Source organism: Sulfurisphaera javensis (assembly GCF_041154675.1).
Lineage (GTDB): Archaea > Thermoproteota > Thermoprotei_A > Sulfolobales > Sulfolobaceae > Sulfurisphaera > Sulfurisphaera javensis.
Window position 1 is genome coordinate 2,275,802 of the sequence record NZ_AP031322.1, and the last position, 14,390, is coordinate 2,290,191.

At 32.5% G+C, this 14,390-nt stretch carries 13 protein-coding genes and 1 pseudogene; 6 read left to right on the forward strand and 8 right to left on the reverse strand.

Features of this window, described 5'->3' with window-relative positions; genetic code table 11:
• Position 1: 1 nt before the first annotated feature.
• Both ACAM25_RS12660 and ACAM25_RS12665 read left to right on the forward strand, forming a co-directional pair.
• On the forward strand, positions 2–1,162 hold the full coding sequence (locus tag ACAM25_RS12660; protein ID WP_369610063.1) for a transketolase C-terminal domain-containing protein: 1,161 nt from the start codon (positions 2–4) through the stop codon (positions 1,160–1,162).
• Entirely contained in the window at positions 1,159–2,052 is an 894-nt protein-coding gene (locus ACAM25_RS12665; protein ID WP_369610064.1) for a 3-methyl-2-oxobutanoate dehydrogenase subunit beta, read from the forward strand. Before ACAM25_RS12660 ends, ACAM25_RS12665 begins: the two co-directional genes overlap by 4 nt.
• A gap of 9 nt (positions 2,053–2,061) precedes the next feature.
• Here the strand turns inward: ACAM25_RS12665 and ACAM25_RS12670 are convergent, their stop codons facing one another.
• Positions 2,062–3,105 (reverse strand): VIT1/CCC1 transporter family protein, encoded by a 1,044-nt coding sequence (locus ACAM25_RS12670; RefSeq protein WP_369610065.1) that lies wholly within the window; start codon positions 3,103–3,105, stop codon positions 2,062–2,064.
• A gap of 115 nt (positions 3,106–3,220) precedes the next feature.
• Between ACAM25_RS12670 and ACAM25_RS12675 the strand changes: the two genes are divergently transcribed.
• The gene (locus ACAM25_RS12675) at positions 3,221–3,601 is read left to right on the forward strand and encodes an OsmC family protein (protein WP_369610066.1); all 381 of its coding nucleotides are present in this window, start codon (positions 3,221–3,223) and stop codon (positions 3,599–3,601) included.
• Here ACAM25_RS12675 and ACAM25_RS12680 read toward each other — a convergent pair.
• Positions 3,598–5,577, reverse strand: a complete 1,980-nt coding sequence (locus ACAM25_RS12680; RefSeq protein WP_369610067.1) for an acetate--CoA ligase family protein — start codon at positions 5,575–5,577, stop codon at positions 3,598–3,600. The two genes, ACAM25_RS12675 and ACAM25_RS12680, sit on opposite strands and share 4 nt — an antisense overlap.
• 307 nt (positions 5,578–5,884) lie before the next feature.
• On the opposite strand from ACAM25_RS12680, the gene ACAM25_RS12685 reads away from it, so the two are divergent.
• The 3 genes from ACAM25_RS12685 to ACAM25_RS12695 are packed head-to-tail and all read left to right on the forward strand — an operon-like array spanning position 5,885 to position 9,913.
• Positions 5,885–7,312, forward strand: a complete 1,428-nt coding sequence (locus tag ACAM25_RS12685) for an ABC transporter substrate-binding protein (RefSeq protein WP_369610068.1) — start codon at positions 5,885–5,887, stop codon at positions 7,310–7,312.
• Positions 7,313–7,317: 5 nt separating this feature from the next.
• Positions 7,318–8,265, forward strand: a complete 948-nt coding sequence (locus ACAM25_RS12690) for an ABC transporter ATP-binding protein (RefSeq protein WP_369610069.1) — start codon at positions 7,318–7,320, stop codon at positions 8,263–8,265.
• Position 8,266: 1 nt separating this feature from the next.
• Complete coding sequence (locus ACAM25_RS12695) at positions 8,267–9,913, forward strand: ABC transporter permease subunit (protein WP_369610070.1); 1,647 nt, start codon at positions 8,267–8,269, stop codon at positions 9,911–9,913.
• A gap of 401 nt (positions 9,914–10,314) precedes the next feature.
• On the opposite strand, the pseudogene ACAM25_RS12700 reads toward ACAM25_RS12695, so the two are convergent.
• The 6 genes and pseudogenes from ACAM25_RS12700 to sixA form a co-directional block, all read right to left on the reverse strand.
• Positions 10,315–10,666: pseudogene (locus tag ACAM25_RS12700) on the reverse strand (PaREP1 family protein).
• Positions 10,667–10,782: 116 nt separating this feature from the next.
• Positions 10,783–11,406: a CHAD domain-containing protein gene (locus tag ACAM25_RS12705; protein WP_369610071.1), complete on the reverse strand. Its 624-nt coding sequence runs from the start codon at positions 11,404–11,406 to the stop codon at positions 10,783–10,785.
• Positions 11,387–12,004: a dTMP kinase gene (locus tag ACAM25_RS12710; RefSeq protein WP_369610072.1), complete on the reverse strand. Its 618-nt coding sequence runs from the start codon at positions 12,002–12,004 to the stop codon at positions 11,387–11,389. The genes ACAM25_RS12705 and ACAM25_RS12710 overlap by 20 nt, the downstream gene beginning before the upstream one ends.
• The gene (gene tmk / locus ACAM25_RS12715; protein ID WP_369610073.1) at positions 11,988–12,629 is read right to left on the reverse strand and encodes a dTMP kinase; all 642 of its coding nucleotides are present in this window, start codon (positions 12,627–12,629) and stop codon (positions 11,988–11,990) included. The genes ACAM25_RS12710 and tmk overlap by 17 nt, the downstream gene beginning before the upstream one ends.
• Entirely contained in the window at positions 12,626–13,882 is a 1,257-nt protein-coding gene (locus ACAM25_RS12720; protein WP_369610074.1) for a Ppx/GppA family phosphatase, read from the reverse strand. The genes tmk and ACAM25_RS12720 overlap by 4 nt, the downstream gene beginning before the upstream one ends.
• Positions 13,883–14,362, reverse strand: a complete 480-nt coding sequence (sixA, locus tag ACAM25_RS12725; RefSeq protein WP_369610075.1) for a phosphohistidine phosphatase SixA — start codon at positions 14,360–14,362, stop codon at positions 13,883–13,885.
• Between the last annotated feature and the right edge of the window lie 28 nt (positions 14,363–14,390).

The following is a 14,390-nucleotide window of genomic DNA, read 5'->3' on the forward strand; positions in this document are numbered from 1 at the left end:
AATGGTTCAAGTTTTAAAAAGGAAATCATTAGCGTTAGTAGGAAATCATGCTGTAGCTTATGCAGTAAAGCAAGCTAAACCACAAGTTCTTGCAGTATTTCCAATAACTCCTCAAACTACTATGTTAGAGAAATTAGCAGAGTATATTCAAAAGGGTGAGTTGAAAGCTGAAATGATAAAAATAGAAAGTGAACATTCGGCAATGGCTTCTATTTATGGCGCTGCACTGGCTGGTGCAAGAGTATTTACAGCTACGGCATCTCAAGGGTTACTTTATATGGGCGAAATGATCTATTGGGCTGGAGGTCAAAGAGTACCAATAGTAGCAGCTGTAGCGACGAGAGCAATAGCAGAACCTTGGAGCATTTGGGATGATCACCAAGATTTTCTTAGCAAAAGAGATGCAATTTGGATACAAATGATGGCTGAAAATGTTCAAGAAGCATATGATCTTACTATTCAAGCCTTTAGAATTTCAGAAGATGAAAGAGTAATATTGCCAGTAATGATGGGTTTCGATGGTTTTATTTTGACTCATACCATGGAAAGAGTGGAAGTACTAGAAGATTATGAGGTAGATTCTTTCTTACCGCCTAGGCAATTTAATTTAATAGATTTCTCTGACCCAATAGGAATTGGCCCAATAGCTCAGCCAGATGAATACATGAGAATAAGATATGAAGCAATGAAATCCATGGAAAGAGCAAAAAGTGTAATTGAAGAAATAATGAGAGAATATGAGAGAATATCAGGTAAAAAGCAATATGGTCTAGTTGAATGTTATAGATGTGAAAATGCGAAATATGCTTTTGTAACAATGGGCGCATGGAGTGGAGACGCAAAAGTCGCTGTTGATAGGTTAAGAGATCAAGGAATTGAAGCTGGATTATTAAAGGTTAGAGTCTTTAGACCATTCCCGAAGGAGAAAATAGCTGAATATTTGAATTCAATGAAAGGTGTAATAGTGTTTGATAGGGCTGCATCGTTTGGTTCTGGTGGAATATTAGCTACTGAAGTAAAATCTGCACTTTATGGTTCTCAAACTCCAGTTTATAGTGTAATAGCCGGTTTAGGTGGAAAAGATGTTAGACCTTTACACTTCCAAAAGGTAATGGAAGATTTAGTTAATGGAAAATTGGAAGAAGAGAGGTGGATATTATGAGTTTAATCACTCAACCTAAGAGGATTCCTAAATTCTTTAGAGGAAATGCAGCGTGTCCAGGATGTCCTATACCTAGAGAATTAGACATATTGCTTGAAGAATTAGGAGAGAAGACAGTCCTAGTGGTTCCAGCATCATGCTCTACTGTAATATTGGGAGATACTAGTGGGATGCCAGCCACTGTTCCAGTAGTTCATAGTGCTTTTGCTGCACCAGCAGCTATAGCTTCTGGAATTGTCAGAGCTTTAAGAATGAGAGGAGAGAAAGATGCTATAGTTACAGTATGGGCTGGAGACGGTTCTACTGGAGATATAGGTTTTGCTGCATTAAGTGGTGCAGCCGAGAGAAATGAAGATATCTTTTACGTATGTTATGATAACGAAGCCTACATGAACACTGGAATTCAACGCTCAAGTCTAACTCCTAAGGGAGCTTGGACTACAACAACACCAGAAGGTAAGAGGGAATTTAAGAAACCATTACCATTCATTATGGCTGAACATAAAATACCTTATGTTGCAACAGCATCTATAGCTTATCCATTTGATTATCAAGCTAAGGTTAAAAAAGCTAAACAAATTCATGGATTCAGATATATTCATTTGCTGTCACCATGTCCTCCTGGATGGCGCTTTGATTCAAGCTTAACAGTAGAGATAGCTAAACTTGCTGTAGAGACTGGTGTTTGGCCATTATTTGAAATAGAAAACGGAGAGTTTAGACTAACTAGTGTAAGTAAAACACTAATTGATAAGAATAATAGAAAACCAGTAATTGAGTACTTGAAACTTCAAGGAAGATTTAGTAAACTAACTGAGGAAGAGATAAAGGAAATACAAGAGTCTATTGATGAAATGTGGGAAGAAATAAAAGCTATGGTTAAAAAATGAATTTCTTTTTTATACGTGCAGATAATAAGATGCTAATAAACCTAGCAAATGAGTTCCTATTGCAGCTGAAATTCCTAAAGTTAGCATTTCTAATCCTTTTTTAGTGGGATTAACTGAACTTAGTAATCCTATTAATGACCCTACGATAAATATTGCAATTCCAGAGACTAAATAGGAGGAAATTACTCCAAGTAATCCTCCAATACCTATTAAGTAGGGAATAACTGGAACTATTGCTCCAGTAATATAAGATAATGCTGTTACTCCAGCACTCTTTTTGGGACTTTCCTCTACTTTAGGTGCAATAATGTCTTCAGCAACGTCAACTAATTGCGGAGAAATATCTAACGCAATATTTTCTTTTATTCCTAATTCAGTGAGGATTCCAGCTAATCTTTTAGACACTTCTTTTCTATCAACTAATTTTTGAATTTCTATCTTTCTCCTTTTGTTTTCATTTATTTCTTTTTCAGACTTAGTAGACAAGTAAGCTCCAATAGCCATAGATAAAGTTCCAGAAGCTCCTATTATCAAACCGGAAATTGCAACTAAGAAAGGAACATTAAATGCACCAGAAAGTCCAGAAGTTGCAGCTAATACTTCAACTAAACCATCACTTATACCGTAAACGAAGTCACTTACGTCTTTAGATTTCACACTAGATATAATTTCCTCATGAACAGCTTCATCAACACTTAGTTCCCTCATTTTCTCCCTTTCTTCTTCACTTAATTCTGGACTCTTCGATAACTCATAGTATTTCTTTATATCACTTTCTTCTCCGCTCTCTAACAATTTTGTTGTTAATTCTAAACCAAAAAGTTTTCTAAAGAATACATAGAAGTTAATTTTAAGCTTATGATACCACTTTAGTTTTTCTAATTTCAGTCCTCTTTTTTCAGCAATTTCTTTCCAAACCTCAGAATGTTTTTTCTCCATATCAGAAAGCTTATAAAGATAAATTCTAGTTAATCTATCCTTTTCAGCATCAGCCAATTTCTTGTAAACTTCACTATCAAATAATTCTTCAAGATAGTTTTTGTTATAGTCCATATGTAATTTATATTCATTCTTATTTAAAAATCTTTCTAATATACCTTTCTTTAACCTATTTTTTGCAATCAATGGTAGAAAAATTTTTATTGTTTTAACCAAAATCTTTTATAAAATGGAATTTAATATCAGTGTTTTGGGGGACTTAGAGAATCCAATTGTTGAATTACCTGGAAGGAGAGCTAGAGCAGAAGAAATATATAAAGAAAGTCCATTATTTGCATTTTTAGTCTCAATACCCCACTGTGTTGCTGTTGCTTTCGAAAGTGTGGCAAAAAAGGAGGGAATAAAAGTAAAAAATTGTAAAGTAAGAGCTAGTTATGAATTGGATGAAAAACAGTTTATGTTAGGTTATCCAGTTATAAAAAAGATAAAAATTTACATTCATAATGAAGGTTGCACTGAAGAGGAATTAAATGAAATTATAACAAAAGTAAAGAGAGAATGTCCAATTTACTTGAGTTTTAGTGAAAAAATTGACATAATACCAAGCTAATCAAACACTATTCTAACATCTACAGCAAAGGCTCCTTTTTCATTCACAAATAACGGATTTATATCCATTTCTTTCACATTTAAGTCCACAATCATTCTTGAAACACTTATCAAAGTTCTTATTAATGAATTCTCATCATACCCTCTTTTTCTAGCAGTTAGCATATCATGTATCTTACTTTCTATTAGTAACTCTTGAGCTTCATCTTCATAAATCGGTGATAAACCATATGCAACATTTTTCAATACTTCTACATAAATTCCTCCACTTCCTACTAATACTACATGACCAAACACTGGATCTCTTAATCCACCAACATAAACTTCTAATCCATTAAGCTGTTCTTGTATCATCACTCTTTTAGTTATTTTTGATAGTTGATTGTATACGTCTTTTACTTGATCCTTCTCTACATTAACTATTACTCCTTTCATCTCTGTTTTGTGTACTGGTTCATCTGGTGAGATTTTCATTACAACTGGATAACCAATAGAGTCTGCCACTCTTTGAGCTTCTTCAACACTTTCAGCAATTCCCCATTTAGGAGTCCTTATGCCATAAATCTCCATTAGTTTCATTGCTTCATAGTCCTTAAGTGTTTTCTTTCCTTTAACTAATTCTACCGCACTTTCTATTGGTTGGATAGTTCTAATTTTCTTTCTCGGAATTGGTTTAGTAACTAAATAACGTATAGCTTTTACGGCATCTTCTGGGAAAGTATAAGCCGGTATTCCCGTTGTTTCAAGTATCTTTAATGCGTTGTCTTCATCAAGTCCCATTGTTACACCAATCATTCCTTTTCCCTTAAAGTTAGAAATAACTCTAGCAACATCAGTACAGCTTACCATGGGTAATGCTTGTACAATAACTAACTTAGTAGAATTTAATTCAGAAACGATTTTCAAAGCCGAGTAATATCTTTCCCTATTTGCGTCTCCAGTCAAGTCTAAGGGATTTCTAGGAACAGAAGTTGGAGGAAGAACTTTTCTTAATTCTTCTTTCATCCAGTCTGGTATTTCAACTAATTTAAGTTTATTCTTTTCTATTTCATCTGAGGTTAAAACGCCGTGTCCACCAGAATTAGTTACTACTAAAATTTCCTCAGTTACGGGTTCAGAATACATTAAAAGTTTAGCCAAGTTTAACAAATCATGCAAATTCTCTACTAATATTCCACCTACAGTTTTTACAGCAGCTTTGAAGACTTCAAAAGAACCAGCTAAACTTCCAGTATGGGTCTTAGCAGCTGCTGCACCATTACTTGTAGTTCCTCCTTTAAGAAAGACTACTGGCTTTCTTTTAGTAGCTTCTGGTAAAGTTTCTAGGAAAGCACTACCATCAGCTACTCCTTCAAGATAAACAAATATTGCTCTAGTTTCTGGGTCTTTCGAAAGATAATCAATGACCTCGTATTCCTTTATATCAGCTTGATTACCTAGACTAACCATGTAACTAATTCCAACTCTGTATTTTTGAGCCCAATTCAACATGTAAACTCCTAAACCACCACTTTGAACGACTAGTGCAATATTTCCTCTTTTAACATCAGTATAAGCGAAAGTTGCATTTAACTCTGGAGTAATTATTCCAAATGTGTTAGGTCCTAAAACCCTTATTCCTCCTTTTCTAGCAATACTTATTACTTCATCCTCTAGCTTAGCCTCTCCTACTTCTCTGAATCCAGCCGTGATAACTATAGATGCCTTAACTCCTTTTTCAACTGATTCTTCCATAACTTGAGGAACAGCTTCCCTTGGCACAGTAATTACTACTAAATCAACGGGATCTGGTATTTCTTTAACACTTTTATATGCTTTTATTCCTTCAACATCTTCTGCTTTAGTATTTACTGGAAATAGTTTTCCATGATAGGTGTAAAGTAAATTACGAAATACAACATTACCTACTTTCTCTTTATATCGCGAAGCACCAATTACTGCTATGCTCTTTGGTTTAAATAACGCATCAAGTTCCATAGTTTAAATTAGAGAAATTAAAATAAATTTTTTATGACAAGTGTTAAGATCAGAAATTAACGTTAGAAAAAAGTGTAAAATTATTTAAATCTAGTCGTAAATTGTAATACTCTAGTATTTCAAGTATATTTTAGACTCTCTTAGGTTTTGAATACACAGAGAATAGGCTTAAAACTTATAGGATTTAGTATCGTTTAGTGATCTTTAATTTAACTCAAAACATAAATATTGTTTGTAGAATTTAAAAATATATTATTCAGTATGCATCACTAATTAAAAATAAATTCTGGTAGTCATAAAGTATTCCATGCATAGTAAAAAAGGGTTATCTACAACTGTAATTGCAATAATTGTAGTTGTAATTATAATAATTGCGGCAGTAGCAGCATATTTAGTTACCTCTCATCACCCAACTCCAGTAACACCAAGTACGACAACAGCTCCAGTTACATTAACAGTTGTAACGTTCTCTGGGGAATCAGCAGAATTTATACAATATGAAGGTAAACTTTTCTCAGAATCTCATCCAGGCGTTACAGTTCAAGTTATTCAATATCCTTTCAGTGAATATATTGATAAGGAACTTTCAGCATTAGAATCTCGTTCTACTCAATATGATATTATAGGATTTACTTCTACCTCGGCACAAGAAGTTGCTCCCTATTTAGTTCCTCTTAATTTATCTGATTTTAATATTTCTGATTTAATAATGCCACAAGAAGATTTTGGCGGAATAATATACAATACTACTACTCACCAGAATGAGACTATAGGTATTGCATATGAAACAGCAATTTACCTTATTGCATATAAGACTTCAATATTCGATAATACGACATTGCAAGAGGAGTTTTACCAAGAATATCATATGAACTTTACTCCTACCACTTGGCAAAACTGGACTGTAGTGATTAATGTTGACCAATTTTTAACTTCTCACAATATAACAAAATATGGATTCTTAATTGACGATCATGAAGAGCACGGAATTATTGATGCCTTTCCAGCAATATTTGGATATTATTACTCTAGAGACAGTAGCTTAAATTATGGGCTTATTGGAGGTATACCGGGCTTTAACATAATGTTTGAGGGTAAAGTGTTACCTGGTTATAATTTCCCACTACCTTCATTCAATTCTACAGCTGGAGTAGAAGCTTTAGAAACATATAAAGAATTAGTTTCATATGAAATTCCTCCATCACAAGTTCAAGTATGCTATGGTAACATAGCAGATTATTACCCAGAGGCACCAGGTGCTTTCTTGTTTACCTCTCAATTATCTTCATTAAATTCAACTGAAGCACAAGATACAGCATTGGCTCCATTACCTTCTGGATATGCTGAAACTGGCACTGATTTCTTAGGGATAAGCAAGTATTCCTTACACAAACAATTAGCTTTAGAGTTTCTTGAATTCTTAGTTTCTCCACAAGCACAAGTTAATGCTTTCATATTATTTAGCAAATTCCCTATATCAAAGATGGCATATCAAATGCTTTTATCTAATACATCGATACCCTCATATGAAAGGCAATGGCTAACAGAAGTGTATAAAGCTGCCTTAAATGCGTGGGCGAATCCACCAAATATTCCACCAACATATGAGGAGTTAATACCTTCATTTAATACTCAAGTGTTTAGCTATTTAGAAGGTTCTACAAATAATCCTCAACAAGTACTAAGTACTGCAGCATCAAAATGGATGCAATACTTAGAATCATATTATGGGTAGATAAAATGAGTGTCGAATTAAAAAATGTGACTAAGAAGTATGGGAAAATTTATGCAATAAGAAACGTAAATCTTAAAATAAATAAGGGAGAGTTTTTTGTTCTTTTAGGCCCTTCTGGTTCTGGGAAAACAACCATTTTACGATCAATTGCTGGATTGGAAAAAATTGATGAAGGGAGAATTTTCATTGATAATGAAGATGTAACCCCTTTACCCCCTGGAAAAAGAAACGTAGCTATGGTTTTTCAAAATTTTGCTCTATATCCTAATAAGACAGTTTATGAAAACTTATCTCTTCCAATAGAGAACCTAAATAAAAGTGAAAGAGAGGAGAGAATAACTGAGGTTGCTAAAAGGTTAGGGATTAGTGATTTACTTAATAGATACCCTTCAGAGCTCTCTGGTGGACAACAGCAAAGAGTTGCGTTAGCTAGGGCTTTAGTTAAAAGGGCCAAAATATTCTTAATGGATGAACCTCTTTCAAATTTAGATGCTCCACAAAGAATTTCAGCTAGGAAACTAATTAAAGATATTCAAATTGAAGAGAGAATTACAACTATTTATGTGACTCATGATCAAACCGAGGCTATGGCAATTGCTGATAGAATAGGAATTATATTTAACGGAAGTTTGATTCAAGTTGGTACTCCAGAAGAAATATATGAAAATCCTGCAAATATTGATGTTGCTATGTTCTTTGGCAACCCACCGATGAGCATTATAGATGGAAAAGTTGTTGATGAAAAAGGTAAGATAGGAGTAAGAGCTGAAGATGTTTCCATTGGTGAAGGGAAATTAAAAGGAGTAGTAAGGGAAGTTGAATTCTGGGGTGATAGGTACTTAGTTTATATTTCAATTAATGGTCAAGAAATAAGAGCATTTTCTAAAATAAAATACAAAATTGGAGAAGAAGTAAATTTCTCATTTTCGAAATATAAGTTATTAGGGGAATAACATGAAATATTCAATTCCTTATTTGGCTTATATAATAGGATTTGGCTTAATTCCATTCTTTTACACTTTTATCTTTTTTGGAGTTCATATTTCTTCCGCATTCAAAAGCTTAACTTTAATTCCTCTTGATCAAGTTATTTATAATACCTTTTTCTTCTCCTTTTTTACAGCCCTTTTCTCGTCAATAATCGGATTAATCCTAGCTATAGCCGTTGATATCTTACCTAAGGGTAAAAGAATCATTTCGCTCTTGATCATGTTACCTTACACAATTCCTTTTACTTCTTCGGCCTTAATTTGGACTATAAGTCTTTATGGAAAGTATGGTTGGTTCACTTACTTTTTAGGTTTAAATTATGATCCTCTCTATTTTTCCTCAACGGCATTATATGCTGTAACTATGGTAAGTGTATGGACTTCAATTCCTTTGTCTTTCCTAATCATACTTTCCTCTTTAAGATCGGTACCTAATTATGTAAAAGAGTCTGCTCAGATTGACAATCTTACACTTTCACAGTATTATAGTAAGATAGCAATTCCCATGGTAGGAAAGGCTTTTTGGCTATCATTTCTTCTAGAGTTTATATTTGCATTAGGTAACTTTGATTTACCATATGTAATGACTCAAGGAGGACCAGGATTTTCCACTACCACACTTCCTTTATTAGTTTATTACGAGATTTTTCAATTAGGTAGTTTTTCAGGAGGCTCTATTATAGCTGCCTTATTGAGCGTTTTTGCCACTATACCGGCTATCTTAGTTCTACTTCTTATAAGAAGTAAAAGAAGTGGACTTAAAGCATTTAACTTGAAGATTCCAGATAAGATTTTCAAAACAATAATGTATTTAATTCTAGCTTTATTCCTTATTTTCTTAGATTTTCCAGTATATTGGATGTTTTTAGTAGCGTTTAGAAGTTCAGTTCTTAACTTTAAATATCCTCCAATATTGCTTCCAGAGTTTTTAACTGATAAATATTTCGTTCAAGCGTTCTATTCTGCAATTCCTTACTTAATATCAAGTGTAATAGTAGCTATATTAGCCTCAATTATAACGATATTTATTTCCTTACCAGCAGGTTATGAAGTATCTAGAGGAAAATTAAGATGGGTATTACCATTATCTATTTACCTTTATTCTTTACCTTCAACGTCTTTTATAATTCCTTTATTCCTTTTCTTCTCCTACACAAATTTGACAAACACTTGGTGGTCTTTAATCCTCTCTACTCCGATATTTACAGCAACGTTTGCTGTTTGGGTATTTTTTAACTACTTTTTAAGTTTCCCTAAAGCTTATGATGATGCAGCAGAGGTTTTTCAAATAAAAAGGAAATTAACTAGAATTATAATGCCACTCTCAAGAACCTCATTGTTTTCAATATTTCTCCTTTCATTTATATTTAATTGGCATTTACTCTTTTATCCATTAATACTTACAGAAACACCTTATAATTTCTCATTTCCCCCGCAAGGTGCAGAGACAGTGACAATCTTTGCCTTATTAGCTATAGGAGATGAATCAATAAATTGGGGTCTTTTAGCATCTTCAGCTTTAGTAGCAGCCTTACCAGTTATGATAGTAACGATTATTTCGTTAGACAGAGTGTTAAAAGGGGAGTATGGAGGTGGATTAAAGTTTATTTAATAATCACAATTAGCTAAAAAAGAACAAATATAAAAAAGATAAGTAAAAGAGAAGATATTGACGAAATACTTTATTAATGAAGTTTTTCCTAACTTAGGTATTATCCTTGTGTTACACCTTTCTGACGATATATGTTAGAATGTTTTTATATGCTAAATGAAGATGAATTTTTACCAAAACCGATTAAAACTATGTATGACTTTTTATTTACTTTGTTTTATTATCAAAAGGATGATTTTTTGGAGTACCATTTAGGGTGAGGAGAAAGACAGATCACTTCCTAAGTTTATTATACTCTTTAAAATAATAGTATAGGACTATACTAGGATTATCTAATTTCTTTAGGTTAAATTCTGATTATAAATTGGTTTGTAATATGTGAAAAGGAAGATAAAGTAAAACTACAAAAGATTAATTAAATTCCTAATTAACTCTTTATACTTTCTTATGATGGATTGATCTAAATTAGCTTCATGAAATCCTTCAACGTGTAGGATCCATGCAATTTTCCACCAGTCTTTAATTTTAACGTAAAAGAAGACAACTCTTCCACAGCGATAAATAAATACTCTGATTTCCAGTGATTCATTTGCTTAACTTTTCTGAGAATATTCAGATTATGTTTCATGGATAAAAGCTTTATTGCTTCTTCTGCTGCTTTGTAGTATTTTTGCTTGCTTGTATTAAGTCTCCTTTTTCAAGTAACTCATCAGCCTCTTTCAAGTATACGTCTGCAGAAGTTTCAATAAGCACATTTATTATTAAATTTTGTAGGTAAAAATATTTTCCTTAATGTTTAGGAAGGAATCAATCTCGTAATTAACTAGTTATTGTACTTATTAAATTAAGATTTTTATTTATTATAATATCTACTCGAAAGTATAATAGTGAAACTCATTTTGCGTCTTCAAAAACTTCATAATAATTGAGATAGCCTCTTCTTTGTATATTTCCAAATTAATACTTGGTGGTATCCAACCATTACATTCCATTTTAAGTATTTCATCTCTTATATCTCCCATCTTTTTTGCTAAATTCTTAATATCTTTATTTTCATATCCTAAAGATTCAATTAGATTTCTAGTAGTTCTTACCATCTTTCTTAGTTCATGAAAGTCGTTTATTCCATCAATTTTAGAGTATATTCTAAGAATTCTGTTAAATATTAGAAGTCTACTTCCAAATATTTTCGGGGGTAAATAGCATAAAGAGATTCTCTGAATTTTTTTAATTGCTTTTTTTGCTAAAATGTCTCTGTTCTCTTTTCTATTACAAATATCCATATCCCTAACTTTTCCTAAAATTGAAATAACTTCTTTAGCTAGAAACAAACACTCACTATTTTCATAAACCGGATATAATGATGAAAGTACATCATAATATTTCCTTAAACTTACTCTAGCATCATGTATACTATCTGGGTCAATATCTTTTATTTTTAGAGACTGTTTAAGTTGGGTATTTGCATATACTTCAGGGCGTAATAGCTTCAATTCTGCTCACTATTTCTTTATGAACCTCATTAAATTCTCTATCTGTATAAATTATATTATTTTTCTCAGATAGAGAAACTAATGCGCTCTGAAACTTGTCTATGTAATCTGCGTATGCCATAAATACGTCATCTTTTATACAAATATCTATTCCAGCACTCAAAGGATCTAAATAACCTCTTTTCTTAATTATTCTCTTCATTATCTCCTCTGGCCTTGATATTAGAGAGAAATACACAGTTGACTTAGGAAATATTGAAAGCACATCGTTCATCCATTCTCTTTCTAAACCTCTAGCCAAACCCCATGACATTAAAGTTAAAACATAACCATCAGCTAAGGCAATAAATCCGGCCTCCAATGATGGTTTAACATAATTTTCTATTTGGTCAGCTAAATCTGTAACGTAAGCTAAGAATAATGTTCTTCTCTCAAACACAATGTTTCTCTTTACTTGTGCAATTCTTTCTCCAATTAATTTTGACATTTGTAATCCAAATACAATTACACCATACCCTTCTTTTTCTAAGTACTTTTTGACAGCTTCTAAATGCATTGTCCTTCCAGATCCTTCTATTCCTTCAAATGCTATTATCAATTAATTCACCTACAATTTTTCTAATTTCCATTTGAACTTCTTTTGGTGACTTTACACCATCTATAATAATAAAGTTAGGTTCATCTTTTGCTATTTTGTCATAAACTTCCGTAATTAAACCTTGGTATCTAAGAAATCCTTCCTCTAGAGACAAATTTGGAAATATATCGGAACCAGCTTCTTGGGGTTTTATCTTCCTTTTCGATTTCTTTATCCTTTCTAATGCTACTTCAGGTGGAACTCTTATATAAAAAGTCACGTCCGGTTTAACTGCAAAAGAATAAAGCTTTTTTACCCAATTTATATCAACACCCCTAACACTATCCCTAGCATAAGCAGTATAAATATATCTATCTGAAATTACAACGAAGCCAGTTTTTAGCATGGGTAAAATGTATCTCTCATATCTATCTGTAAAGTCGGTAGCATGAATAAGGCTAAAAGTCAAAGGAGTGAGTAAGTCTTTCTTCTTAGCTTCCTTTATTATATCATGAATCCAATCTGATGAATTCCATTCTGTAAGATATACATCCCTTTTCATTTCAACCCAGTCTTTTAATAAGCTAGCTTGGCTAGACTTTCCTGAACCGTCTATACCTTCAAAGGCAATTAATACACCTTTCATATCTTTACACCATCAACATATTTGTCTACTAAATTTTTCACAATATTTCCTAAACTATTTATTTCCTTTTTATGAACATCTATTTGTTTTAAAAACTTTAACTGTTTCTTTTTAACTTTTCTATGAGCAGATTTACAAATTAAACTAATGAGATAAGCCTCTTCTAGTGTGAATCCCGGTAAGACAGCATTCTTCATAAACCTATAACAAGCCTCAAAAGGATTAAGATAACCGGCCTGTTTGAAAACTAGAGAAAGATAAGAGGCTGAGGCAACAAAATATGAAAGTTTTCCATCAAAGAAATTCATTGCATCTATCATTATTTCTTTTGGAGGTTCTAAAGCGTGATAATAAGCAATTGCATCTAACCAATCATCTCTGGTTAATGTAAAACCTTCAGTCGCCACTCCTTCTCTCATACCATAAGCTGAAACTATCAAAGTGTTAGCATTAAAGTATTTCATTAATTCGTTAACAATAATACTAGCTGTATGAATTGTTAAAGCTCTATCCTTACTTATCCCGGGTATGGAGGCTCTAGCGTCTATATCTAATGAAGGAAGTAATGATGAGTACTTTTCAATGCTTGATAAAGAGATTGAATAACCATGAATAGACTTTAAGGGATAAGAAGAAAGTTTAGAATCCATTTTTGCTAAAGCCCTTATATTTCCACCAGAACCAATGAGTGTTGAAAACTTCTTTACATTTACTGTGGATAAAGCATCATTAACAATTTTTCTAATCTCCTTAACGTCATTATGCAAAAGCTTTAAAGCCCCTATAGGTAATTGAAAGACTTTATTCACTTTCCTATTTTCAACTTCAATTAATTCTAAGGAACCACCACCTAATTCGAAAAGTATTGCGTCATTTATTGGTAAAGTATTTAACATACCAGTAGCTGAATATCTTCCTTCTTCTTCTCCAGAAATAATTTCAATCTTGTTATTTATAGCCTTTTCAAGCCTTTCAGCAACCTCTTTACCATTTGAAGCATAACGAAATGCACTAGTTGCAACTATTTTAACATCTTCAATTTTCTTATTCTCAAGAATCTTTCTATAAATCGAAAAGGCTCTTTCAGCCTCTTTAACCCTATCCTCCCTTATTTTTCCTCCTTCAGTTATTCCTTCGCCAATCCTTACAAAAAATTTTAAAGAAGAATGAATTCTAAAGGTGTGGTTAGGAAAAATTTGATAGATAACTAGTCTGAATGAATTATAACCAGCATCTATTACAGCCTTAAACATTTAAATCAACTTCAACACCTTTTGGGTTAAAAGCATTTTTAAAGTTCCTTTTCCTTCCTTCAAATCGTAATCTATAATAGCTAATCCTCCCTTTTTTAACTCTACACTTGCTCCAGTTAAGAGCTTAATTAAATTTGATAAATAAGGCTCATGACCAACTAGAAGAATAATTGTATCATCTTGGAATTCTTTAATTTTTTCAGCAAAAGATGACGGATCTTTATCTGGGATTAGATCATCGTAAGTCTCTATTTTAATGTCATCAACTTTTAATTTGTCTAAAATTGCTTCAGCAGATTGATAAGCCCTTACATAAGGACTTGAGATTACGTTATTTATTTTATAACCCATTTCGTCTAAAAAATTTGCAATTCTTTTCATTTGTTTGACTCCTTTCTTAACAAGTTTCCTATCTTTATCATCAATTCCTTCAATCTTAGGCTCAGCTTCCCCATGTCTAACTATTAAAAACGTTATCATAGGAGTAATTATATTTCTCTGGCTAAAA